Origin of the sequence: Hydrogenophaga sp., from assembly GCF_019264445.1 — a bacterium.
GTDB lineage: Bacteria > Pseudomonadota > Gammaproteobacteria > Burkholderiales > Burkholderiaceae_C > Hydrogenophaga.
In genome coordinates this window covers 115,605-140,263 of the sequence record NZ_JAHVAB010000057.1, presented here as the reverse complement: position 1 = coordinate 140,263, position 24,659 = coordinate 115,605, and the positions used below count along the sequence as shown (strand labels likewise).

The following is a 24,659-nucleotide window of genomic DNA, read 5'->3' as shown; positions in this document are numbered from 1 at the left end:
ATGCCATCGGAGCCATCGAGCGATTCGGAGAGGCGCCGACCGATCTGGTTGAGGATCAGGCGAATGAGCGGCTTCGTCCGCGAAATGTCCGAAGGCGGCACCACCAGGTACAGCGACACAGGATGCGCTGCCGCGATCAGGTCTGCGATGCGCCAGTCGCAGCGCGAAGTGACTTCGGCCACCGTGGGATCGCGGTACAGGCCGAGGAACGACATGGCCGTGGACAGCACGCCCGAGCGTTCGTTGTCGCTCTTGTTGAGGACTTCACGCGCCGCCGACGCGACGACCGGATGCGCCCCATCGCCGAGGTGCGGCGTGGTCATCATCCGATGCAAGGTCAGCTCGAAGGGGCTGGCCGGGTCGCTAAGGAAGTTGGCGACGCCGCGCAGCGTCTTGTCCTTGCCCGCGTAGAGCACATGCAGGATGGCCCCGACCAGCAGTGCGTGGCTGGTCTTTTCCCAATGGTTTCGCTTCTCCAGCGCGCCTTCGGGATCAACCAGAATGTCCGCGATGTTCTGCACGTCGCGCACCTCATGCGCGCCGCGCCGTACCTCCAGCAGCGGGTTGTAGGCCGCCGACTTCGCATCGGTCGGGTTGAACAGCAGGCAATGTGAGAAGCGCGAGCGCCAGCCGGCGGTGATCTGCCAGTTCTCGCCCTTGATGTCGTGGATGACGGCGGATGCGGGCCAGGACAGCAAGGTGGGCACCACCAGGCCCACGCCCTTGCCGGAGCGCGTGGGCGCGAAGGTCAGGACATGTTCCGGGCCTTCATGCCGCAGGTACTGGCGGTCATGCTGGCCCAGGAACACGCCGGCCGGCTGCGTGAGGCCCGCCATGCGAATGTCCTGCGCGTTCGCCCAGCGGGCAGAGCCGTAAGTCGTGACAAGGCGCGATTGGCGCGAGCGCCAAATCGACATGCCGATGGCGACCACCACCGCCAGCAGGCCGCTGCCGCCCGCGATGGCGCCGCCGGTATCGAACACGCGCGGCGCGTAGGCATCGAAAACGAACCACCACTCAAACAGCTTCCACGGGTGGTAGATCGGTGTGCCGAGAAGGTCAAACCAGGGCGAGCCAAGGCGTAGTTGATAGCCAAGAGCCGCTGCTGTCCATTGTGTGGCGCCCCACACGCCGGCGATCACGATGCCGAATACCACGGCGATCTGACCGAACAGCACGTTCGTCCCTTGCATGACCTGGCCTCCGATTTCTCCTGCGCTGATTCCTCATGGGGAAGGCGGCACAAGAACGTGCCGCAGGCGTCAGGATGGGTGTCGGGTCAGTGCCGGTCAAAGACTGCTTCGAGCAGAAAGGTCGAGCAAAAAGACAGAATTAGTGCAGGGGCGAACCAATGAAAAACACCGCAAGCGATAACGCATTGCGGCGTGTCGAGCAGAAATATTGAGGCGATGCTGCGAACCGCCAACGATCAGAACTTGGCTGATTCCTTCGGTGGTGTGTACGGCGTTTCACCGTCGCCATAGAACCGCTTGCGCGTGGCTTCGGCTACCCGATTGCACAGCACGTCGCCCAGCTTGGGGCGATCCGTCTTGCATTGTTGGCGCAGCTCTTTGAGCCGTTCGGGGTTGGCCGCCAGTTCTTCCACCGTCGGGATATTCGCCTCCGGAACGTTGGTCGTTTGTGGCGTCTCGGAATTGCCGCAGGCAGTCAGCGCGGCCACCAGCAGGAACTGGATGAGCTTCTTCATGGCGTGGATTCCTCCAAGGGATCGGAATGATGGCCCGGCTTGGGCCTTGGGGGTTCCGGAGATTCAATGGCCTGCACGCGCTCAATGAACCGGGCCAGAACATCGGACGGCTCGCCTTCGGGGAACAGTAGGTAAGTTGTCAGCGGCGGCACGCGCAATGCCAGCGGTCGGGCCACCACACCTGCGTCAGGGTTAGCGGCAATGCGCGCGGCACCCGTAAACCCAAGCGCCAGGCCAGCCGACACCAGCACCATCATCAGATCGCACGTAGCAACCCGTTCTGCGACCAACGGCTCCGTGCCGGCCCGGCGTAGCACACGATCTACGAATCTGGCATGGCCTTCGCAAACTTGTGGATCGCATAGAACCAGCGGATAGCGCAGCAACTCCTCCAAAGGAATGCGCTTGTACGCAAGCAGCGGATGCCGGGCTGGCACCGTTACTATGAGCGCGTCTCGCCATACAGGTATGGCGGCGATGCTGTCACCTACTTCATCAGACTGCGCAAACCCCACGTCGTACAGATCGTCGTGCAGACCTTTGATCTGCTGTGATAGCGGTACCTCGAAGAATCGGAGTTCAAGTTCAGGCTCTTCTTGTCGGCATAGCGCCAGCAGAGCCGGTAGGCGCGACGGTGTGATGCCGTCCGACAATGCCACTCGCAATTGCCCATGGAAACCATTGGCCGCCGCTTTCACGCTATCGCGGGCTTGCTCCAAGACAGTGAACACGCGACGCACGTGTTCCAAGAACAGTCGGCCAGCGAGCGTCAATCGAGTGCTGCGAGTGGTGCGAGCAAATAACACCGCCCCGAGTTCCACCTCCAACTCCTTGATAGCGCGCGACAGAGGCGACTGCTCAATGTGCAGCCTCTCCGCTGCTCGTGCGAAGTGGAGTTCTTCAGCAACGGCCAAGAAGCAACGCAGATGACGAAGCTCCATATAGTGCCCTCTCAAAATGCATCTTCATCGCAGAGCCTCCATGCTCAATCTCGTCACAACGATCTGTGTGGACGACGATTGGCGTCCCGTACAGATGTAGATCGGATGAAAATCGGAGCGATCATGACGCCCCGCCACGATTGCATTTCCCGAATCGTTGAGAGCCTGGCCTTACGTGTGCAACGATGGCCGCAGACACACTCCGTCGATACTCGAGGAGGAGCCTTTTAGTTGGTTAAATCGGCAATTGACAAGAGCAAGGTGGTGAGTTGCTCTGGCATGGTGATGTGGGGGTTGTGCGAAGCAGGCAGCTCATAATATTTCCACCCTTCTCGGGCTTGAGCGCGGGACGCCGAAAGACCAAAGGTGTCATACAGACCAGTCTTCGTACAGTAAATATACGCAGAAGGGATGTTTGAAGCTTCTCCCGCTAGACATAGAGGAGATGTGAACGTAGCAAGGGGTTGCGGTCCGCGCCTCCCTTGGGCGAGCTTTTGATCATGGTCAGGGGTGTCCGGCGGAAGTGGGCTTGGGGGGACCAGCCAACCGAATCCATTGTTCTTGACGTCTTCCAGGATGGCGGCTCGCTGAGCCTTTGGCATGAGATCCAATGCGCACTCATCGGACTCCGGTAGTAGTGCGTCGATGTATATCAACTGTTGAATCCGATCGGGGATTCTGTCGGCCACACCAGTCACGACCATTCCCCCATAGCTGTGCCCGACCAAGATGACATGGTTGAGGTTCTCCGACTCGATAGCACGGACGACATCATCGACGTGCATATGCAGGTCGATACGAGGTCCAAGCAAGTGCGAGCGTTCACCCAGCCCCGTACAGGTTGGCGTCAGGAGTCGGTGATGCGCTGCCAAAAAGAGAGAGTGCATTCGCCACCACGCCCAACCTGCTGACCAGGCCCCATGGACCATCACAAAGGTGTTCATGGGGCGAGACTCAGTATCGATATGCCAAGAAGCCGCCGTCCAGCAGTATCTCGGCGCCAGTCACGTACCCAGCCTCTTCTGATGCAAGAAACAAGATTGCGTTCGCGGCGTCTTCTCGCTTACCGGTGCCGCCCAGTGGAACGGTTTCAAAGAACTTTTCCCGCATTTTGGGATCAGCGGACACCACTGAGGTTCGCATGGGGGGCAGAAGACCGGGAACGATGGCGTTTACCCGGATCCCTGATCTTGCGTACTCGCCTGCAGCAGAGCGCGTCATGGCCAACACCCCGGCTTTCACGGCGCAATAGCCCATGTGGAGACCGGGCATGCCTGCATACGCTGCGATGGAGGAAATCGTGATGATTGATCCCCCACCTGCACGAGTGATGGCGCGGGCGCCATGGCGGATGGCTAGGAAGGTGCCGCGGATATGGATTGACGTCAGTCGGTCGAGATAGTCGACCTTTTCATGATCAGGAACCATACCGCTTATGCCGGCATTGCTTACAACGATATGAATGGCTTCGAAGGATTGCTCCCCCTTCTGAAGGGCTTCCTTCCAGTTTTCCTCTTCAGTGACGTCTAGCTTGACGAAGCATGCTTCGCCACCCCCCTCGGTAATCGACTGTGCGACTGCTTGGCCTTCTTGCTCTAGTAGGTCAGCGATGACCACGCGCGCGCCCTCGCGCGCAAACATCCTTGCTGTGGCTTCACCAATGCCGCTCGCGGCGCCTGTCACGAAAGCAGTTTTTCCAGTGAATCTCATACACGTCTCCTTGCAATATGAAAAGGGCAGAGGGGGTTCAGAGTCTCGGCCGTCTAGCATCTTACACATATCTCGGTAATATTCAAGATGTCAGCAAGATTCCGTTGTCGGCTGGCTAAGAAGCTTGACGCGAGTCGAGGCTGACTCTCGCTTGCCGCCGCTTACGTCATTCGGGCTCTAGGGAATGTCTGCAAAACTCAGGCGCTGGCCGCGTAGCGTGAACGGCAGCGCCCTGCGATGATCTGCGGCATGAAGCAACTCGGACTGGGCCTGAACCTGTCGACTAAGAAGACGCGCAAGCGGGAGTTCTGGGAGGAGATGGAGCGCGTGGTTCCGTGGTCGGCGCTGGTGCAGATCGTGAAGCCGTACTACCTGAAGGCGAAGACGGGCCGGCCGCCGTTTGCCATCGAGACGATGCTGCGGGTTCATTACCTCCAGCAGTGGTTCGCGCTGAGCGACCCGGCGATGGAAGAGGCGCTGCACGACATGCCCGTGTTTCGCGAGTTCGCCAAGCCATGCGACGTGGCGCGGTTGCCGGACGAGACGACGATCCTGAGGTTCCGCCACCTGCTGGAGAAGCACGACCTGGCGACCGACATGCTGCGAGTGGTCAACGACATCCTGCAGGCCAAGGGCCTGTTGATGAAGAAGTGCAAGGTGGTCGACGCCACGCTGATCGCAGCGCCGAGTTCGACGAAGAACGCGTCGATGCAGAGTCGGGACTGGTGCACAGCGTCGTGGGCTGGTCGGCCAACGTGAACGACGTGACGCAGGCAGGCAGCTTGCTGCACGGCGTTGAGGAGGTCGCCTTCGGCGACGCCGGCTACCGCGGCGTTCACAAGCGCGGCGAGGCTCAGGGGCTGCAGTGGCACGTGGCGATGCGCGCCGGCGACCGCCGCAAGCTGAACCCATTCCTGCAGCCCGACTTCCTGGCAGAGCAGGCGGAGAAGCTGACGGCGAGCATCCGAGCCCAGGTCGAGCACCCGTTCCGTGTATTAAAGCGGCAGTTCGGCTACACGAAGGTGCGGTACCGCGGCCTGGCGAAGAACACAGTTCAGATCGTCACGCTGTTCGCGCTGTCGAACCTGTGGATGGCTCGGCGCAGCTTGATGGGGCGCGCAGGGATGAGTGCGTCCGCAGCCTTATGCGGGGCGGCCTCGAAGGGCACCGAAACCATCATGTAGCGCCGCGTACGGGCAGTGATTTGAAGCAACCATGCGTAGCGTGGCGTAGTCAAGATGCTTCCGAATCGGCGCTGCGAATCACGTTGCGCAGACCTTTCCTCGCGTAGGTGATGCAGAGGTCGCGGACAACGGACCAGATACAGTGGACCCAGAGCAAGGGCACTGCGAAGCGGCCGAGGACCATGTGCTGTCCAAGTTCAGCTAGCATGTCAACAGGACACAACTTGTTTTTTGCCCCATCGCGCTGACGAAGGGCTCGTTTTATACCGGCAAAGGCATTGCATGAAGAAGTCGCTCGCTGTTTCCTCTAGGAGACAAAAATCCAACTCCAACCGAACTGAAGCGCCGACTCTGGCCGAGCAGGCTTATAAGAGGCTTGAGGAGATGATCATTACTCTGCAGCTAGCACCAGGCGTGGTGCTTTCTGAGTATGGTTTGTCGGAACTGCTGGAAATTGGTAGAACACCAATCAGAGAGGCGCTCCAGCGTCTCGCCGGAGAGGGACTGGTTGTGGTCCTCCCCAAGCGAGGGGTTCTTGTTTCCGAAACCAATATTCGCACCCAACTCCGATTGCTGGAGTTGCGAAGGGAAGTGCAACGTCTTCTCGCACAACTCGCAGCAGAGCGGGCAACAGAGGAGGAGAGGGCGCATTTTGCCCAGATCGGCGCTTCTCTGCTTCATGCAGCTAGCGCGCGCGACGAAGGGCTTTTTGCTCAGCTAGATCGAGAACTCGATGAGTGCATGTGGAAAGCGGCTCGCAATGAGTTCATAACCAAGACGATGGCGCTCATGCGCGGTTTATCGCGCAGGTTCTGGTTCGAGCACTATCGCAGGGTTGGAGATCTTCCGCTGGCGGCCACATTGCATTCAAAAATGGCCGAGGCGATAGCCAGGGGTCACTCTAAGGATGCCGCTGCGGCCTCCGATCGTCTTGTTGACTACATCGAGAGCTTTGCGCGAGAGACCATCACCAATTAGAACTTGGGTACCTTGGTGCTGCGAATTGGCCCCGGCGCGCGGAGATTAAGTCAGGCAGTTTGACCCTGCCTCGATTTCGCGTACAGCAAGAAGTTGGAAACTTCAAAGGTTCGATCACGCGACCTCGGCCGCCTTCCTGTAACCCGTCTCGTCACGCCGATCACGGGCCAGCAACGCCCAGACGATTCGAGCGTTCTTGCTGGCGAGTGCCACCGCCGCCACGTTCTTGTTGCGCCGCTGGACCACAAAGGTGGCCCCGGAAATCTGAACACGGCGATGAGTGAAAACTCTGCCCTGTGAGCGGTCCGCGAAGAGCGGGCTGACATGGAGCGAGAGCATGAGCAGAAGACCACGCCGGAACTTCTCACCGGCGTTCAAGGCCAAGGTGGCGCTGGAGGTCAACCGTTCGCCGGCAGCCGCATGCCGCGCCACATGCTCAAGGCACGAGGCTTCGAGGTCGGGCGCAAGCACGTGGCGCCCCTCATGCGGCGCATGGGCATCAAGGCGCTGTACAGCAAGCCCAACACGAGCCGCAGCATGTGTGATCTACCCGTACCTGTTGCGCGGCCTGGCGATCGAGCGTGCGAACCAGGTCTGGGCGATGGACCTGACCTGCATCCCGATGGCACGCGGCTTCGTGTACCTGGCCGCGATCATTGACTGACATAGCCGCAAGGTCCCGGCCAGGGACGTGTCGATGTCGATGGAAGCGGACTTCTGCGTGCGCGTGCTCGACCATGCGATCGCGCGTCACGTCAAGCCGGAGATCTTCGATACCGACCAGGGTTCGCAGTTCACCAGCATGGTGTTCACCGAGCGGCTCAAGGGCGAGGGCATCGCCATCAGCATGGGCGGTCACACGAGATGCCCACCGCGTCGGTCGTGCGTTCGCGCAAGCGACGCCCGCCCGCCACCGTGGACATCTCTGCACTGCGGTCAACCCCGGCAGCGTTCCACTTGTCGTCGCCCGACTCGTGTTTAGACCGATGGGGCCACCTCTCGGCCGCACATCCTCTTAGTACCTCATTTCAAGGGAAAACCCTCTATGAGATACTTTTGCCGCTCATGTAATATACTTGTGTCATGCAAGTTGGCATATGACTGCGAAACTGCATAACATCGATTGGTCCTCATCTATCTGTGTCATGCAAAGGAGACAAAATGAAGTTAAGTCGGCGGACTTTTACCCAAGCAACCCTGGGTGCGGCGGCGATATCTGTGGGTGGGCCTCTGTTTGCGCAGGACCGACCTCTGCGTCTTGGCCTGTTGGCGCCGCGATCAGGGGTGGCTGCCTTCATGGGGGAGGACAGCATTCGAGCCGTTCGGTGGGGGGTGGACCGAATCAACCGGTCGGGGGGGATTGCAGGTAGGAAAGTGGAGCTCGTCATTCAGGAGGAGACCACTCCCAAGGACACAGTTGAGCGGTTTCGCCATCTGGCACTGCAGGAGAAGGTGGACGCCATTCATGGACTGATTTCTACCGGCGTTACTCTGGCAGTCGCCCCCGTCGCAGAGGATGAGCGTGTTCTGCTCCAGTGCTGGGATGGAACGACACAAAACGGAGTGCAAGAGTCGATGCCAAAAACTCGTTTTGTGTTCCGGTCGACTGACAACGAGTGTGAAGCAGTGATGAGTTCGCTCATGGCCATCAAACGCTTCAAAGGTAAGTTCGCAACTATTGCAGGAGTGAATTCCGACTATTCGTATGGGCGAAACTGCTGGGAAACGTTCAAGACGTTGTTGTCTCGCTATGACATCGAGGCCAAGGTTGTTTCTGAGCAATGGATCCGGGTTGGTGCCACCGATCTCACGACGAACGTGGCGGCATTGAACGCCGCCAAGCCTGATCTGATTTTCAATTCGCTCTTCCTCTCCGATCTTCCTATCTTTCTTCGGCAGGCCTCCGCGGCAGGTCTGCTGGCCAACGCAAAGATCGTGTCGACCGTGGCGGGTGGTCAAATCAATGACCTGCGGTCCAGTTTCGTTCCCGAGGGTGCATTGCTGGGGCAGAACACCTTCTACTTTGACTTGCCCGGAGCATCCGAATTGCAGAAGTCGTTTGTTGCGGAATACAGGGACCGCTACAAGGCCATTCCGACCACATCGGCTGACCGCGCCTACTTCAATCTGATGGCTTACAAAGCCGGTGTCGAGAAGGCGGCGAAGGCTGCCGGCCGCTGGCCAAAAACTGATGAGATCGCTGATGCCATTGCCGGAAACGACATCGAAAGTCTAGGTGGCCGAGGGCGTTATCGGGCCGACAAGATTGCCGAACAGATGTTCTACCAAGGCTTCAGTAAGAACAGTACTCAGCATGAGTACCCGGGGCTGTCCGATATTACCGCCGCGTTTTCTGATCAATTGCAGAAGCCTGCAGGCGCAGACTACTGGAAATGGATCAAGACTGCAGATTTCCGCGTGTAATTATTCGTTAGCGGAGTGTGCTTTAAGCGTACTCCGCTAAGTTAAAAATTCCGTACACGCATGAAATGGATGCTTCAATGCAGTATGCCAACCTCTTTTTAGCCGGTCTCTTCCAAGCCGCGATTTTGTTTCTTGTCGCCTGCGGTCTGCAACTCATCTTTGGCGTTCAAAAGGTCGTCAATCTTGCCTGTGGTTCGTTCTATGCGCTGGGAGCGTTTTTTGCTATTACGGCTGTCGGCCTCTTGCACCAATGGCAAATGCCGATGATTTTTCTTGTTCCAGCACTTGTGTTGTCTGGTGTACTCGTTGGAACAGTCGGAGCTCCGTTAGAGTTGTTGTTACGTCCCGTATATAGGCGAGACCCTAGCTATCAACTTTTGCTGACCTTTGGTCTTTTGCTGATGTTCCAGGATGTTTTTCGTTTTTTCTGGGGTGCTGCACCGAGATCAATGGACAGCTCTCTATATGGAATATATGGAACGATCGACATAAGTGGATTGCAGATCCCTGTATATAACTTTCTTGTCATTGGAGCGAGCATCCTAATCGCAATGATTTTAGGATTGTCACTCAAGCGAACCCGTATTGGACGGATCGTACGGGCTACGGCTGAAAATCGGAACATGACTGAAGCATTGGGTGTTAATTCATCCAAAGTATTCACAATGGTTTTTACGCTGGGCTGCATTCTAGGAACTGTGGGTGGGGCATTGGTTATTCCCACTTCGGCTGCCTCTATGACCATGGCCGCTGAACTCGTGGTGGAGGCCTTTGCAGTTGTTGTGATCGGGGGCTTGGGCAGCATGGCTGGGGCTGCTGTTGGCGCCATCATTGTCGGGCTCATGCGGGCGTTCGCAGTTTCGTTAGCTCCTGAAGTGGAGATTCTCTCCATCTATCTAGTTGTCGTTGTTGTCCTCTTGATTCGCCCTGTTGGATTGTTTGGAAGGAGCGCATCTTGAGCGCAGTATTTGACGTAATTTCTCCGAGAATTCGGCCTCGGCCGAAGCCGCGGTTGCTTAACGGCGTTATTCCATTTGTTGTGTTGCTAGCTGGACTTGCAATTGCACCTTTGATGCTAACGCCGTACAGCACCGTGATGCTTATGCCTGCCTTGGCATTTGGAATCGCTCTTCTCGGCATGAATCTTCTGTTTGGCTACACGGGGTTGCTGTCCTTTGGCCATGCAATGTTCTTGGCTGTAGGGGCATACGTGGCGGCCGCAGCGACCCAGGCGGGCGTTCTCCACTTTGAGTTGATCTTGATCGCAGCAGCGAGTTTGGGAGGACTATTCGCATTGGCGATTGGTGCTCTCTGTGTCCGTTTCACACATATCTTCTTTGGCATGCTCACACTTGCGTTTGGCATGCTTCTTCACTCTTTCCTGTTCAAGTTCTACAACTTGACAGGAGGTGATCAAGGTATGCGTGTCCTGCGGCCGATGTTACTGGGGCAGGATTGGGATATGACTGCGACTCAGTTTCTCAGTGGTCCGTTCTATTACTACTGTTTGATAGTTTATGTGCTGCTCGGATTGCTCACCTGGCGCATCGTCAGTTCGCCTCTTGGCCTCCAGCTGCGCGCTATTAGAGACAATGAGAGCAAGGCTCGGTACCTTGGCGTACGTGTCTATCGCCTCCGACTGTTTGCCTTTGTAGTGTCTGGCGTTTTCGGTGCAATCGCTGGCGCGATGTTGGGGGTTTCCACTGGACTTGCTGATCCGGAGCTTGCGTATTGGCCTCAGTCAGGCAATCTTATTTTCATGATGATTCTTGGGGGGGCTGGAACCTTTGTGGGGCCTGGGGTAGGGGCGCTCATTTTTGTTCTGCTGCATGAAGTACTGGTATCGAGTACGGCCTACTGGAGATTTATGTTGGGTGCTACGTTGGTGTTTCTCGTGCTTGTGCTTCCAGAAGGATTGATCGGCACGATTTCCAATCACTTGCAACGTCGTGTAAGGGGAGATGCCCAATGAGTGCCATGTTGAGCGCATGCAATGTATCCAAATCTTATGGATCGTACCAAGCTCTAAAGAATGTGTCTTTGGAGATCGGAGGCGGTGAATTCGTGTCAATAGTCGGCCCGAATGGAGCAGGGAAGACCACACTCGTCAATGTGTTGACGGGGTTGGCGGCCCCCTCCCAAGGGACGGTGCATTTCATGGGAAATAGTATTGCTGGAGTAGGTCCGGTTAAGTTGGCTGCGATGGGCATGGCCCGTTCATTCCAGCTGGTCAATATTTTTCCAGAGGTGAGCGTTTGGGAGACGATCGCAGTTGCTGTAAGTTCAAGGTTGCGTAGAGCTTCGAATCCATTACGAACATTGACCAAAGATCCTCAGATCGAGGACGAAGTTCAGCATATTGCTGGAACACTTGGCTTGCATCACAAGCTTTTTGAACGAGCTGGTTCTCTCTCACAAGGAGAGAAAAAACTCCTTGATATCGCCAGCGCATTTGCACTTCGTCCTAAGGCCATCCTTTTAGATGAACCTACTTCGGGCGTCTCAAGTGGAGACAAATACGGGATTATGGAACTGTTAGTGAAGGCGGCACGCTCGGAAGGGGTGAGCGCCATCATTCAAGTCGAGCATGACATGACACTGGTCGCACGTTACTCGCATCGGGTGATCGCGCTTCAGGAAGGGCGTGTGATTGGAGATATGTCTCCGGATGTTTTCTTTAAGGACTCCTTGATGCTTGAAGCAGTGATCGGCCCTGTCCACAGTAGTCAGAAAAAAAACGAGGGGGAACACCAGCCATGCTGAACGTGTCCGAACTGACCGTGGACATCCAGGGAAGTCGAATTCTTCGAGGTATCAGTCTTGAGGTTCGCGCCGGTGAACTGGTATGTCTTCTCGGCAGAAATGGAGCGGGAAAGACCACCACTTTTCGGTCGTTGATGGGCTATCTTCGGCCCGTTTCCGGGCGCATCTCGTGGGAAGATAAAGATCTTGCGCGCTTGAGCACATGGCAGATTGCGCAACTGGGCATTGGCTTTTCCCCTGAAGAATCGGAAGTGTATGCCGACCTCACGGTCGAGGAAAACATTGAACTTCCGACGTGGACTCGTACCTGTGGCAGACCTGCTGCGGAGCGCATTTCGGAAGCATATCGTATTTTCCCCAAGCTGGAACGATACCGTAAACGCGGGGGGGCAGAGCTTTCGGGTGGCGAGCGCAAGATGGTATCTATCGCCCGCGCATTGGCTCTCGACGCAGAACTCCTTTTACTCGACGAACCTTTTGAAGGTCTCTCACCCGCCATCATTCCACTTGTAGCGGAGGGAGTCGCCGCGATTCGCCAATCTGGGAAAGCCATTGTGATGGCTGAATCCAATTTGCATCATGTTCCAGATTACATAGATAAACTAGTGGTGATTGAGCGCGGTGAAATTATTTACACGGGCTCGTTGAGCGGAGCTCTCGGGGACGTGGAGGTTATGAAAATTATCGCGGGTGCCGTGGATGCGGAACCTCAAACTTGACCAGGGGCGAGATATGAAGACATATACGGGCGATCGAACTATCGATGGAATTAAAGTGCTCGCCGATGGCCAATTGTTGCCTGACCGGACCGACCTGCGTCGCTATGCGGAAATGGGGTTCGAATGGGGGTACGAAGGTGCCGAGCCGCGGCAGTTGGCTTTCGCTCTTCTTTTGGATCACACCGGTGACTTGAATCTTTCCGCTGATTCTTGCGAATCTTTCATGAAGGTCATGGTTGCAAATTTTGATAATGAGTGGAGCATTGCTTCCGCAGATATTGAAAACTGGCTACGAAGCAAGTCAAGGTATTGACTGCGGCTGAAATCGAGTGTTGTTGGCAGGCATGCCCCTGTTGGGGTGAATTTAATTGGAGGTTTTCATGGAGCTTCAATCTACTATGATGAAGGAACGCCAGCGTCGATATCGCAAAGAGTATCGACATCGTGTGGCGGGTTGGTACCACGGTTGGCTGCACTTGGCGATCATTGCCATCAGCGGTTTCACGGCGCTCTACATCTATGCTGCCAATCTTCGCAACGTCCAACTGTGGGAATGGCTGGCCTTGCCATTGGGTTTCATGGCTTATCAACTCACCGAATACTTGCTGCATGCGCATGTAATGCATCGGCCTCGCAAGAACGTCATTTTCCGGGCGCTCTATGTGCGACACACATTGATGCATCATCAGTTCTTTACGCGCGAAGAAATGCGTTTCGCGGATCATAGAGATTGGCGTGTAACGTTCTTTCCCCCTTTCACAATGATCGTGCTTACCTTGCTGTCTCTCGTGCCATCGCTCGTCGCTGGCTGGATTCTCTCCCCTAATTTCGGCTGGCTGTTGATGGCCGCGCTGACGGGTAGCTACATGTTCTATGAACTCGTTCATTTCTCATGCCATGTGAACGACAACTGGCTTATTCGAAATACGCCGATTATTAATACTGCGCGCCGGCATCATACGGCGCATCACGATCATCCATTGATGATGGAAGTTAATATGGGTATCGGAACCCCTATTTTTGATTGGTTGTTTGGAACCTCCGATCTCAAAAGAGGATTTTGGGGTCATATCTTTAACGGCTACAGCACGCGTTATTTGAAGCAAGATCTTCGAAAAACAGTTCGTACACCCAATTCAAATGATGGCGTTGTGAAATCGGCAAGCTTCTAACATGACTGCCAAATATCCGGAGTGATTAAATGCCAACTAAATTCAAAGTAATTATTTCCATACTGATTTTGATGCTCTTCGGGGTGATAGGTTTGTATGAGTTTTCGATTGATCTTCGAACGGCTGGTTGGGCTGCATTTTTCTTGGGCGGGTTTATGGTGTTTTCGATCTGGATTTTTCCTGAGGTAAGCAGGGATGATCCTGTCGACGCCAATTGAGCGGCAGAGGGGTGCTCTGATTACTTCTACTTCGTCGCTCCTGCAAAACCCCTGACGCCCGCATGAATGCTTATGTTTCGGGGTGATCACGGATACCCAAAACTCCCGGTTTGAATTCCAATAGGCATCAGTTTCTGGGAGATTTTGATGTTCGCTGATGCCGCTACCGACGACTTCTTTCGCGCCCGCCTGGACCACATGATCGACCTGCGCCACTCGCTGGCGGTGTTGGCCTCTCGCATGCCGTGGCAGCAGATCGAGGCTTCTGTGGCGCATCTGTTCTCCCGCCGCGCACACACCGGTGAGGCGTTGCCCGATCTGGACCTGTTCGGTGAGGCGCCAGCGCCCGTGGGCCGCAAGTCCAACGCCGGGCGCCCGCGCGTTCCCCTGCGCACCATGATTGCACTGCTCTACCTCAAACATGCGTTCAACCTCAGCGACGAGGCCGTGGTCGAGCGCTGGAGCGATTCGCCCAACTTCCAGTTCTTCTCGGGTCAGGCCTACTTTGAACCCCGCCTGCCATGCGACGCCACCACCCTGGTCAAGTTCCGCCGCCTGCTCGGTGAGGAAGGCGTAGAGGAGTTGCTCGCACAGACCGTGAACCTGGCCGTCTCGCTCAAGCTGATTCCGGCGTCCGCGCTGGCCACCGTGGTGGTGGACTCCACCGTGCAGGAGAAGGCGGTGGCGCACCCCACGGACTCCAAGCTTCTGGAGACGGCGCGTGCCAAGCTGGTGGAAGCCGCGCAAGGAGTTGGCATCGAGCTCAAGCAGACCTTCGCCAAAGAGGGCCAGCTGCTGCGCTTCAAGGCCGGGCGGTACGCGCACGCCAGACAGTTCAAGCGCATGCGCCGCGTGATCAAGCGCCAGAGCACGGTGGTGGGCCGCCTGGTGCGTGAGATCGAGCGCAAGGCCAATGGGTTGAGCACAGCGGTGCGCCAAGCCTTGGACGGTGTGCTGGGCAAGGCGCAGCGCATTGCCGATCAATCGCGCAGCCGCAAGAACACCAGCGGATCATCCAAGCTCTACGCTTGGCACGCTCCCGAAGTGGAGTGCATTGCCAAGGGCAAGAGCAGGACGCCCTACGAGTTCGGGGTGAAGGTGGGCATTGCCGCGACCTTGAAGCACAACCTGATCGTGGGGGCCAGGGCGTTCACCGGCAACCCATACGACGGCCACACGCTGAGCACCCAGCTGGAGCAGGCAGCCATCCTGATGCAAGACACGGGGGTGAAGCCCGCCACGGCGTATGTGGACCTGGGTTACCGGGGCGTGGATGCGGACAACCCAGGGGTGGCCATCAAGCACCGGGGCAAGTACAAGACGCTCACGACCCAGGAGAGAAAGCTGCTCAAGAGGCGCCAGGCGATCGAGCCGATCATCGGGCATTTGAAGGCGGACCACCGCATGGATCGGTGCCATCTCAAAGGCGAACAAGGGGACAGACTGCACGCGGTGCTGTGCGCGGCGGGCTACAACATCCGCTGGCTGCTTCGGATGATTGCCAAGAAGGGGGTGCCCTTCTTGCGGCGGCTTTATTTGCGCCTGTGCCAAGCCGCAGCCCTATCGCCCAACTGGCCTCGCATGCTGCGCAACCTCGCCGTCAACGCAATCAGAGAGCCGGCACCACGACTGACCGCTGGCTGAAAACGAATATTTCAGGGCCGCCGATGTAATGCATTCGCAAGCTGCCGGTCAGGGGCGCCCCACTACATTGAGCTTGTACCTCGTGCCACATTGATTCAGTCGAACAATGTGATTTGTTCTCAAAGGAGCCCTCCATGATTCGCAAACTCAGCATCCTCGTCCTTTCAATGGCCGCATTGGCCCCGGCATTTGCGATGGACGCAGCCAGGTCCGAGGCCAAGCAGGTCATCGCACTGCAAAACGGTGAAACGCTCTACGTTTTCAAAGACGGTCTGATGGCAAAGGAAAGCAAGTTCGGCAGCGTGACCCACCTCAGCAAGGGTGAGGTCGTCCAGACCGCCGACGGCAAAAGCATCACGACGATGGGCAATGAAGTTGCGCGTCTTTCGTACCTGTTGAACAAAGGCCACAGCCACTGATCCTCGGCGATTTCTTCAGCCGGCGACGGTCGAACGGACCCTGACCGCACAGTCCCTCTCACCGATATCGGCGAGAGGGCTTTCCTTTTTTGTGGGGCAGTGTGCTGGACACCAGTTGCACAGCGACCCCTGCGTACATGCAAAGCGCCACGCGGGTGCTGTTCATTGCCGGTCATTGAGACCGAACTCACACCAGCGATCCATGCCGACATCGGGCCTCGCCCGGCGCAGGAGCATGCTTGAGCGTGTTCTCTTGACGCAACGACGCCAAGCCAAGCCGTCGCAGAGCCGACGCGTCATGGTTTGCCGCGCCGCAAACGCAGCGCATTGCCAATCACCGACACCGAGCTCAAGCTCATGGCCAGCGCGGCAATCAACGGCGACAGCAGCCAGCCTGTAAGGGGATACAGCACACCAGCCGCAATCGGAATGCCCAGCGCGTTGTACAAAAAGGCAAACACCAAGTTTTGCTTCATGTTGCCCACCGTCGCTTCGGACAGCGCGCGCGCAATCGCAATCCCGCGCAGGTCACCCTTGACCAAAGTGATCTGCGCGCTGTTCATCGCCACGTCGGTCCCGGTCCCCATGGCCACCCCCACATCGGCCTTGGCCAGTGCCGGTGCATCGTTGATGCCATCACCTGCCATGGCCACCACGCGGCCTTCCTTTTGCAGCCTTTCCACCAGCAGCAGCTTGTCGGCCGGTTTGACTTCGCCGTGCACCTCGTCGATGCCCAAGCGGGCTGCAACAGCCTTGGCCGTGGTCAGTCCGTCGCCTGTTGCCATCACGATTCGCAGGCCGGATGCCTTGAGCGTGGCCAAGGCTTCCGGCGTGCTGGCCTTGACCGGATCAGACACCGCCAACAAGCCCATCAGCTGTCCATCAACCGCCAGGTGCATCACGCTGGCACCTTCTGCGCGCAGTGCTTCGGCCTGCGACACCAGAGCACCGACCGATACACCGATCTGCTCCATCAGCGTGGTGTTGCCCAACGCGATCTGACGTCCGGCCACCTGCCCACGAACGCCGATGCCCGAGCCGGATTCGAAGTTCTCGGGTTTGTCCAGCGACATGCCGCGCTCGCGGGCGGCGCGCACGATGGTTTCGGCCAGTGGGTGTTCGCTGCCCTGGTCAAGGCTGGCAGCCAGGCGCAGCACCTCATCAGCATCAAAGCCGGGCGCAGGGACGACACGCTCGAACGTCGGGCGACCTTCGGTCAGCGTTCCGGTCTTGTCGATGATCAGGGTGTTGATCTTGCGCATGTTCTCGATGGCTGCGGCGTCTCGGAACAGCACACCGTGTGTGGCGCCCCGACCCGTGGCGACCATGATGGACATGGGCGTGGCCAGGCCCAGCGCGCAAGGACAGGCAATGATCAGCACGGCCACCGCGTTGATCAGACCGAACACCCAACTCGGCTCGGGACCGAACAGACCCCAGCCAAAGAAAGTCAACAAGGCAATGCCCACCACAGCGAGGACGAAGTAGCCCGCCACCACGTCGGCCATGCGCTGCATCGGAGCTTTGGAACGCTGGGCCTGGGCCACCATCTGCACGATCTGCGACAGCATGGTGGACGCGCCGACGCGCTCAGATCGCATCACCAGCGCGCCACTGGTGTTCAGCGTGGCGCCGATCACCTTGTCGCCCACGCGTTTGCTGACGGGCATCGGCTCGCCCGTTAGCATGGATTCATCGATTGAACTGCCCCCCTCCGTCACCTCGCCGTCCACCGGGACTTTTTCGCCGGGGCGCACCCGCAACAAGTCGCCTACATGGACATGGGTCAGTGGCACATCCTCTTCGGTGCCGTCTTCCCGGATGCGCCGGGCGGTTTTTGGCGCCAGACGCAGCAATGATTTGATGGCCGCCGAGGTCTGTGACCGGGCCTTGAGTTCGAGCACCTGCCCCAACAGCGTGAGCGAGATGATCACGGCGGCGGCTTCAAAGTAAACGGCGACGCGGCCCATGGAAATGAACGAGTCCGGGAACACCTGTGGCGTGATCGTGGCAACCACACTGTAGAGAAAAGCTGCACCCGTGCCCAGGCCGATCAAGGTCCACATGTTGGGACTGCGGTTCACCACAGACTGTGCGCCGCGCACGAAGAACGGCCACCCGGCCCAGAGCACGATGGGTACCGACAGCACAAGTTCAATCCAGCTCTGGGTGCCCATGTCGAACCACTCCAGGCGATGACCGAACATCGCGAGCACGAACACCACACCCGTGAGCGGCAGCGTCCACCAGAAGCGGCGCTGGAAATCCCGCAACTCGGGGTTGTCATCGTCGTCAAGGTCAGGCAGCAAGGGCTCGAGCGCCATGCCGCACTTGGGACAGTTGCCCGGATGGTCCTGGCGAATCTCAGGGTGCATCGGACAGGTGTAGATCGCACCGGCCACCGCTGAAGAGGTCTCTGCGGGTGGCTCGGGCGCGAGGTATTGAAGCGGGTTCGCAGCGAACTTGCCCTGGCACTTGGCACTGCAGAAATAGAAGGTGCGGCCTTCGTGGGTCAACTTGTGATCCGACTTCGCGGTGACGGTCATGCCACAGACAGGGTCCTTCAGCCCCGTTGTCGAGGCCGATCTGGACAGCGCGGTGTTGCCGTGATGTTGGTGTGCATTCATGTTGATCCGCCTATTTCATGTTGTTGAGAGTGCGCTCGGAGTCCTGCGAATGGCTGCGATGCCCTCCGTGGCCGTTCCTGCTCCAAGAGTGTTGAATTCTCCAAGAAGCACCGAATAACCGGTACCTCGACGACGATTTTCGAAGATGGACGGCGGTTGGTTGGAGCGGCTCCACGCGCAGATTTAGACGCGCTGCTGCAACAAGCGTGGTTACTGTGTTTCATGTTGCTGTGACCATCCCCAACTCGTGCATCGATGGCTCATCCGCCCAACAAAAAGTTCACGAACAGTCGCGCATTCCTCATGCATTCAAGAGCCAACTGCACACGGCGTGGTGTTTAGGTCGCGCTTGGCAGGGTGGAGCCAACGCCACCTGATCGACGAGCTTGCGCGCTCGCAATAATCACCGGCAAGACAGTGGCGCCAGATAGGCGTCGAAAGCAGCGTGCCATGCGTATCAGCCCGCATCCACTGAAAAATGACATCAAATTGGATAATCTCCCATTACCCAATGTTAATTTTACCTAAAAACTCAATTTACCGCCCTCATAAATAGTATGTAATATCATGGTACATACCATAGGACGAAATAAAGAGGTGATCCATGGCCAGAGCCGGAATCTACAAGTCTGAAGTGCTGCGCGCCCGTGATAAATTGCGGGCCACGGGGCGCAATCCATCCATCGATGCGGTACGCGAAGAGCTGGGCAGCGGCTCCAAAACCACCATCCATCGCTACCTGAAGGAAATCGAGGAAGAGGAAGGGCCAGCCACCGGCAGCCGCGTGGCCGTCAGCGAGGCAATCCAGGACCTGGTGGGCCGCCTGGCCGCCCGCGTCAACGAGGAAGCGGAAGAGCGGGTTACCACGGCGCAGGCCAGGCACGCCGACCAGCTGAGCCAGCAGCAGCAAGCCGCCGCGGCCCTGAAAACCGAGGCGCAGTCCACCCGCCAGCAACTGGAGCACACCCAGCGCACCTTGGCCGAGGAAAAAACCGCTCACAGCAAAACCAGCGAAACGCTGAGCGGCAAGTTTCTTGAATGCATCCAGCTCACGCAGCAGGTGGCCGACCTGCAGGAGCGCCTCGCGGCCGAAGAGCGCCATCGCCAATCCCTGGAAGAAAAGCACCAGCATGCGCGCCAGGCGCTGGAGCATTTCCGGCAATCCAGCAAGGAGCAGCGCGAGCAGGACCAGCGCAAGCACGAGCAGCAGGTGCAGTACCTGCAGGCCGAGCTGCGCGCCGTGAACGAGACCTTGGCGGCCAAACAGCAGGAAGCCGTCCACGCCCTGCAGGACAACGCGCGCCTGCTGGGCGACTTGGCGCGCGCCCAAGGCGATCTGAACCAAGCGCAGGAAGAGATGCGAGGCCTGCGGCCGCTCAAGGAGGAACTGGGGTTTGCGCAGAGGCGCATCGAGGAGTTGGGCTGGCGCCTGGTGGAGCAGGATGCTGCTGTCCTGCAGCTCAGCACCACGAACGAGAAGTTGCAGGCCAAGGTCGATGGACTGCTCACTGCGAATCAGCAGCTGGAACTGACGCTGGCGACGGCCAGGGCATCCGTCACGGCGCAGGAACACGTCGTCGCCACCATGCTGGAGCGATTCAGTGCGACGGATCTTGGTCCTGAGTTGGCAGTGAAAAACTCGGATGACGTGGCCAGTCGATCAGTCAAGAGAGAGTCAAAAAAGTCAACGGGGACCGGGACTTAAGCTTGTTTCTGCGGTTTCTTTTACATGCCTGCCTGCCGACCCTCCAACGCATCCCCGATGCCTTGGCACGGTTGCCCAACATGCATTGACGTTGCGGGCAGTTCTCAGGCTACGGTCGTTTCTGGATTTTCTCAAAAAGCGGCGGAAAGTCGACCAAGAATCAATGACTTAGCTCGTGCCTGTGGATGCTGCATTTCTTTTTTTCTCAAAATGCGGCGGAAATTCCCTTGGACCAGCCGCGAATTCAATCTGTGGTCCTCACTGGAACCACTGCGCCAGTGCTGGTTAGACTGACTCCGTTGCCGTGGACCAGCTACTCGGTCGATCGTCGGTAACCTACCATCCTGAAGCCAAACGGAAGTACCACACGATGCCGAAGGTCAAGCCCGTCACCGCCATGAAGCAGCGCCTCCAGGAATCGCTCAGTGATCTTGCTGAGCAGGAAGAGGTGATCGAACTGATTCGGCAGGCGATCGAAATGTACGACTTGAAGCCAATGGATGTGTTCTCAGAGGATGAACTCGGGGCGGCACTTTCGCCGGACCCGGTGGACGAGTCAATACCGTACTGCGACCGAGCCGGCAACACCTGGGCCGGCAGGGGGAGGCGGCCGACTTGGCTCGTCGAGGCGATCGAGGCCGGCGCCGCACTCGAAGACTTTAGGAATCCCGCGTACGGCGGCTGAGCCTGACGTCAGGCCCGGTCAAGGGAATTTTGTCGACGATTCCCTAAAAACCGAGATGACCCCTGCACCGATGGCATCCAGGTCACTGGCGCGCAGGAGGCCCCTCTGACCGGCCAGATCAAGGACACGCTGGCTATGGGTTTCGGAAGGCATGCCGCAGTATGTTCCTTTATTTCGTCGAATGAAAGTAATTAACGCGATATTGGAACAAACGAACTCCGGGATTGGTCCACGCCAGGTACACCTATCCGCATAAAAAAATCGCCGCAGTTGACCCAGGAGGACAACTGTCGCAAGAAAAACATCCATCCAGTCGACCTGGCAAGACGGCCCATCGATTCACGTCGCCCCGCCCAGAGACGTACCCTGCCCTCACGCATCAAGCCAGAAAATCGCCCCAGCGCTCACGGCCCAACGCTTCCTCGTCGAAACCGGCGCAAGACCTAGGATGATCGGCATATGGAAGCGTCTGACACCAACACACAACGCAACTACTACGACGATCTGGCGACGCGCGCCTTGGGCCAAGGCCATCCCCTTGAAGAGGCGATCGAACGGGCTGCAAGCGCCTATCTGGATGGCAAGCCTGCGACACAGGGGAAACACAAGCTCGCCAAAAAGGAACGCGACAAACTGTTCTGGTTGAGTCGCGCGGTGAAGGACTGCCCCACCAGTGCCTGGTCCACCGAACCCATGGTCCTAGCCCTGGCCCGGTACCTCAGTCAGGAGCAACTTGCGGTCGAAGGCCTGATCAATGCGGTCGCTCAAATCGCGCCCGATGCGCTGATCCGGGCGGTCAGGTACTCCGGGCTGGTCCTGAACCAGCAATCGCCCCGGCGAGCGGAACTCACGCTGGCGGGAGCAAGCTGCCCAGCAGTCAGAGAGCTGTGCCGCGTGCTGGACATCTTTGATCAGGCGCATCGGCTTCGAGTGGACGCTGTGCAGGCCGAAAAGAATCGATTGACCCACCTATCGGCCTTTGACTTCCTGCTCTATGCGAGCCTTTACGCCTTCGAATGCCTGGTGGGCAAAGAAATCGCAGCCATGAAGGCCGGGCAAGCGACTGAAAGCCGCACCGAACTTGCCTGGCATGCCATCAATGATTTACTAGCCTGGAAGCTGGAAACGGCAGATGAGTCGTCATTGAAACTGAACGATGCCAGCATAGGCCTGTCAGTCGCCCGACATCTCCGTCCCATTCTGTTTGATGAGGGACGTGTTGGTGCCAGCGAGGCAGTGCAGACCTTCCATGCATTCCACGCGCTGTTAGATGCGCAGGTCGAGCTGAACGAGTTCATCAGTCGGTCTGCGGATGCCTTCTGCTACGACGATTCCATCAGGTTTGTGCGACACGAAGATCGCCTGGAGATCGTGGAGATTGATCCAGCAGCTCGGACCGCCTGGCAGAACGACGGCCGGAAGCTCAGGCGTTTGCACGACTACTGGTTTCACCGCGCGATGGACGAGTTCGTCGAGTATGTCGCGGCTGACCAAGGTCGATGGGAAATCGGACGACCAGAAAACGCCGATGCCAACCGGATGGCCTGGCTCCGCGCCCTGCAAGCCAAGCTTCGACTTCAAGAGGTCTACGGTATTGCGGATGAAGTGACATCGGACTTGGGTGAGTCTGTCGACGTGTTCCAAGCACTGCTGTCGCTCAACCTCATGTCGGCATTCTTCGAACGCGATTTCCTCGTGGCCTTCACCGATCGACTCGGCTCCACCGGCGACTGGCGTTCTGCGCTCCAGAAGATGACCATGGAGGGTTTCCTCAACGGGATGCAGAACCGCCTGCCCATCACCTGGTCGGGGCGCGAAGCAAAGATCACCAACATCACCGGCTGGACGGTCACCAGCTCCCTGCCCAAGGGAAGTCCCAGGATGGCGTCTGCGATCCTGGACTTCTGGACCTACGACATGGCGGTCCAGGCGGCACGGTTGCAACAACGCGAGCCAGGACTTCAGCCCCACCTGTTTGAACGCCCGGTACTGAAGTTCGGCGCCACGCTCGTCCAGTTGCCTTGGATTGTCGGTATGCAGAACAACAGCACCGCGGCCATCAACAACCTGCGGCGGCTGGGCTCCCGGCGCGGCAATGTCCAGGAAGAGACTCAACGGATCGAAGCCAGCCTGGCCAAGGCGCTCGAATCCCGTGGATTTCGGGTCTTGCTCAACTGGCAGCCCCCGCGCGAAGAGGCACTCGACGATCCTGGCGAAGTGGACGTGATCGCAGCACGCGACGGTCACCTGTTCGTGCTGGAGGTGAAATCGACCTTCATGCGCCAGTCACAACGTGATGCCTGGGTGCACGCCACAACGACGTTGAGGAAAGCCGGATTGCAGTTGCAACGCAAGATGGCAGCTGTGTTGCGCGCAGTCGAAAGCTCCGCCGAGTTCCGCATGGCCATTGGTCTGAATGACGGCCAGAGCATCACGCATCACCATGGGTGGATCGTCGACACGTCCATCGAAAGCGATCACCAACGCTTCTCCGGTTTCCTAAAGATCTCGGTCGAGGAAATTCTCATCGCCCTTCGCGATGATCGCCACCTTCTGAAAGACCTCTCTGAGTTTCGGACTGCATCACCAGAACTCACCGAATCCCATGATCAAGACGAGTCACACAGCAGGACGACGATGTACCCCGACGGATTCAGTGCGGAGCGCTTCGTGAAGGTCATAGAAGCAGGTGCCGTGTGGGATGAGATCGGAAATGATGGCCTGGCGATGCAGGGTCAAGGTCTCCTTGCCTGCCAGTGACCCGCTTATACGCATCATCGAACAGTCGTCGAGAGCCACTTGGCTGCATGATTTTCGGCTGAATCCAGCGGCCAGCGCCGGATTCTCTGCCCCATAGTGAAGGCGTCGCTTCTATCAGGGGTGCGCCATGCAACATCTTCAAACAAGCTCATTGACCGACCATCGAGATCAGCCTGCGCTTGTCTTCTTGCGAATGCACGCGGTCATGAAGATCACGGGGCTTGGACGGTCAACCATCTACAGGTTGATCGCAAGCAAACAGTTTCCCAGCCCGGTGCGCCTGACTTCCCATGCCATCGCATGGCGGAGCACCGACATTGAAGCGTGGAGCGAGAGCCGTCCGATGGCGGCTCACTGAGTGAAACACTGAGTGGGGGGTGGCATGGGCCTGATTCACGATCCGAACACCACACAGTGGCAGCCAGGCGATCTGGTCATCCACGATTCAGACGCCAAGCGCGCGGACATGCTCATGATCGTATTGGGACAAGACGCTACCGGTGCCTTTCGAACCCGATACGCCTTCCCTTGGGCCCAGCCACGCCCGTGGCGCCGAAAGGTCTGGCGCAACACGATTGAGTGGCTTCATGATCCGGCCCGCTTCGGAATCAGCGCCCCCCGCCTCTCTCAGCCCTCAAGCGGCAAGCCTGAGGGCAAAGCCCATCATCAGCAGACCGATAACTACCCCACCCCATCGCCAGGTGGTGAAGTGGTACCGGTGGTTGAAAGAGATGGCGCTGCGAAGCCGGACCGCCGATAGCGCTAAAGCCGCGACGGTCAACACAGGGCCGACGACTCCGAGCGGCTGATTCGACAGCAGGATCGAGAAAACGGCGGCCAGAGGCCACGCAACCGCGTCCAGCGCAGCAAGACTTGTTCTGCCCGGCCAATGGGGGGCATCTTGTCTCGGTTCACGAGCGACCAAAAGCCACATGGAGCACCTCCTTCATCTGGTCGCTCAAGAGTGCCACTTCGCGCTAAACGATTCAGTCCGCACGGCAA

At 58.0% G+C, this 24,659-nt stretch carries 22 protein-coding genes and 3 pseudogenes; 17 read left to right on the top strand and 8 right to left on the bottom strand.

Annotated elements, in window-relative coordinates; translation table 11 throughout:
- The 5 genes from traG to KXJ60_RS10920 all read right to left on the bottom strand — a co-directional run.
- Positions 1-1,193: IncP-type conjugal transfer protein TraG (gene traG / locus KXJ60_RS10940; protein ID WP_291127117.1), on the bottom strand; the 1,193-nt coding region annotated here is incomplete at its 3' end.
- A 236-nt stretch (positions 1,194-1,429) separates the two neighbouring features.
- Positions 1,430-1,708, bottom strand: coding sequence for an EexN family lipoprotein (locus tag KXJ60_RS10935; RefSeq protein WP_056581661.1), 279 nt, complete (start codon positions 1,706-1,708; stop codon positions 1,430-1,432).
- The gene (locus KXJ60_RS10930; protein ID WP_066123738.1) at positions 1,705-2,649 is read right to left on the bottom strand and encodes a LysR substrate-binding domain-containing protein; all 945 of its coding nucleotides are present in this window, start codon (positions 2,647-2,649) and stop codon (positions 1,705-1,707) included. Before KXJ60_RS10930 ends, KXJ60_RS10935 begins: the two co-directional genes overlap by 4 nt.
- 227 nt (positions 2,650-2,876) lie before the next feature.
- A complete protein-coding gene (locus tag KXJ60_RS10925) occupies positions 2,877-3,593 on the bottom strand; it encodes an alpha/beta hydrolase (RefSeq protein WP_082548893.1) in 717 nt (238 codons plus the stop codon).
- Between the two features lie 10 nt (positions 3,594-3,603).
- A complete protein-coding gene (locus tag KXJ60_RS10920) occupies positions 3,604-4,359 on the bottom strand; it encodes an SDR family NAD(P)-dependent oxidoreductase (protein ID WP_056581660.1) in 756 nt (251 codons plus the stop codon).
- A gap of 249 nt (positions 4,360-4,608) precedes the next feature.
- On the opposite strand from KXJ60_RS10920, the pseudogene KXJ60_RS10915 reads away from it, so the two are divergent.
- Positions 4,609-5,543, top strand: a pseudogene (locus KXJ60_RS10915) (IS5 family transposase).
- 282 nt (positions 5,544-5,825) lie between these two features.
- Positions 5,826-6,521, top strand: coding sequence for a GntR family transcriptional regulator (locus tag KXJ60_RS10910; protein WP_082548890.1), 696 nt, complete (start codon positions 5,826-5,828; stop codon positions 6,519-6,521).
- Positions 6,522-6,635: 114 nt separating this feature from the next.
- Here the strand turns inward: KXJ60_RS10910 and KXJ60_RS10905 are convergent.
- A pseudogene (locus tag KXJ60_RS10905) lies at positions 6,636-6,767 on the bottom strand (IS110 family transposase); the annotation flags it as partial.
- Positions 6,768-6,923: 156 nt separating this feature from the next.
- Between KXJ60_RS10905 and KXJ60_RS10900 the strand changes: the two are divergent.
- The 11 genes and pseudogenes from KXJ60_RS10900 to KXJ60_RS10850 all read left to right on the top strand — a co-directional run.
- A pseudogene (locus KXJ60_RS10900) lies at positions 6,924-7,377 on the top strand (DDE-type integrase/transposase/recombinase); the annotation flags it as partial.
- Between the two features lie 305 nt (positions 7,378-7,682).
- On the top strand, positions 7,683-8,945 hold the full coding sequence (locus KXJ60_RS10895; RefSeq protein ID WP_056581658.1) for an ABC transporter substrate-binding protein: 1,263 nt from the start codon (positions 7,683-7,685) through the stop codon (positions 8,943-8,945).
- Positions 8,946-9,022: 77 nt separating this feature from the next.
- Positions 9,023-9,904, top strand: a complete 882-nt coding sequence (locus tag KXJ60_RS10890; RefSeq protein ID WP_056581653.1) for a branched-chain amino acid ABC transporter permease — start codon at positions 9,023-9,025, stop codon at positions 9,902-9,904.
- Entirely contained in the window at positions 9,901-10,917 is a 1,017-nt protein-coding gene (locus KXJ60_RS10885; protein WP_056581651.1) for a branched-chain amino acid ABC transporter permease, read from the top strand. Before KXJ60_RS10890 ends, KXJ60_RS10885 begins: the two co-directional genes overlap by 4 nt.
- The gene (locus KXJ60_RS10880; protein ID WP_066123746.1) at positions 10,914-11,708 is read left to right on the top strand and encodes an ATP-binding cassette domain-containing protein; all 795 of its coding nucleotides are present in this window, start codon (positions 10,914-10,916) and stop codon (positions 11,706-11,708) included. Before KXJ60_RS10885 ends, KXJ60_RS10880 begins: the two co-directional genes overlap by 4 nt.
- The gene (locus KXJ60_RS10875) at positions 11,702-12,427 is read left to right on the top strand and encodes an ATP-binding cassette domain-containing protein (protein WP_081266255.1); all 726 of its coding nucleotides are present in this window, start codon (positions 11,702-11,704) and stop codon (positions 12,425-12,427) included. The genes KXJ60_RS10880 and KXJ60_RS10875 overlap by 7 nt, the downstream gene beginning before the upstream one ends.
- 13 nt (positions 12,428-12,440) lie before the next feature.
- Positions 12,441-12,740, top strand: coding sequence for a DUF6166 domain-containing protein (locus KXJ60_RS10870; protein WP_082548887.1), 300 nt, complete (start codon positions 12,441-12,443; stop codon positions 12,738-12,740).
- A 67-nt stretch (positions 12,741-12,807) separates the two neighbouring features.
- Positions 12,808-13,599, top strand: a complete 792-nt coding sequence (locus KXJ60_RS10865) for a sterol desaturase family protein (protein WP_081266375.1) — start codon at positions 12,808-12,810, stop codon at positions 13,597-13,599.
- Between the two features lie 29 nt (positions 13,600-13,628).
- Positions 13,629-13,817, top strand: coding sequence for a hypothetical protein (locus KXJ60_RS10860; protein ID WP_081266257.1), 189 nt, complete (start codon positions 13,629-13,631; stop codon positions 13,815-13,817).
- A 147-nt stretch (positions 13,818-13,964) separates the two neighbouring features.
- Positions 13,965-15,461, top strand: a complete 1,497-nt coding sequence (locus tag KXJ60_RS10855) for an IS5 family transposase (RefSeq protein WP_291127106.1) — start codon at positions 13,965-13,967, stop codon at positions 15,459-15,461.
- Between the two features lie 134 nt (positions 15,462-15,595).
- The gene (locus KXJ60_RS10850; RefSeq protein WP_291127104.1) at positions 15,596-15,880 is read left to right on the top strand and encodes a CopK family periplasmic copper-binding protein; all 285 of its coding nucleotides are present in this window, start codon (positions 15,596-15,598) and stop codon (positions 15,878-15,880) included.
- 296 nt (positions 15,881-16,176) lie between these two features.
- On the opposite strand, the gene KXJ60_RS10845 is transcribed toward KXJ60_RS10850, so the two are convergent.
- Entirely contained in the window at positions 16,177-18,513 is a 2,337-nt protein-coding gene (locus tag KXJ60_RS10845; protein WP_291127134.1) for a heavy metal translocating P-type ATPase, read from the bottom strand.
- A gap of 598 nt (positions 18,514-19,111) precedes the next feature.
- On the opposite strand from KXJ60_RS10845, the gene KXJ60_RS10840 reads away from it, so the two are divergent.
- From KXJ60_RS10840 to KXJ60_RS10825, 4 genes are all read left to right on the top strand, one after another.
- Entirely contained in the window at positions 19,112-20,212 is a 1,101-nt protein-coding gene (locus tag KXJ60_RS10840) for a DNA-binding protein (protein WP_291127102.1), read from the top strand.
- A gap of 304 nt (positions 20,213-20,516) precedes the next feature.
- Entirely contained in the window at positions 20,517-20,897 is a 381-nt protein-coding gene (locus KXJ60_RS10835; protein WP_291127100.1) for an H-NS family nucleoid-associated regulatory protein, read from the top strand.
- Between the two features lie 459 nt (positions 20,898-21,356).
- Positions 21,357-23,657, top strand: coding sequence for a hypothetical protein (locus KXJ60_RS10830; RefSeq protein ID WP_291127098.1), 2,301 nt, complete (start codon positions 21,357-21,359; stop codon positions 23,655-23,657).
- 127 nt (positions 23,658-23,784) lie between these two features.
- The gene (locus KXJ60_RS10825; protein WP_291127096.1) at positions 23,785-24,015 is read left to right on the top strand and encodes an AlpA family phage regulatory protein; all 231 of its coding nucleotides are present in this window, start codon (positions 23,785-23,787) and stop codon (positions 24,013-24,015) included.
- A gap of 276 nt (positions 24,016-24,291) precedes the next feature.
- Here KXJ60_RS10825 and KXJ60_RS10820 read toward each other — a convergent pair whose 3' ends face one another.
- A complete protein-coding gene (locus tag KXJ60_RS10820) occupies positions 24,292-24,591 on the bottom strand; it encodes a hypothetical protein (RefSeq protein WP_291127094.1) in 300 nt (99 codons plus the stop codon).
- Positions 24,592-24,659 lie beyond the last annotated feature (68 nt).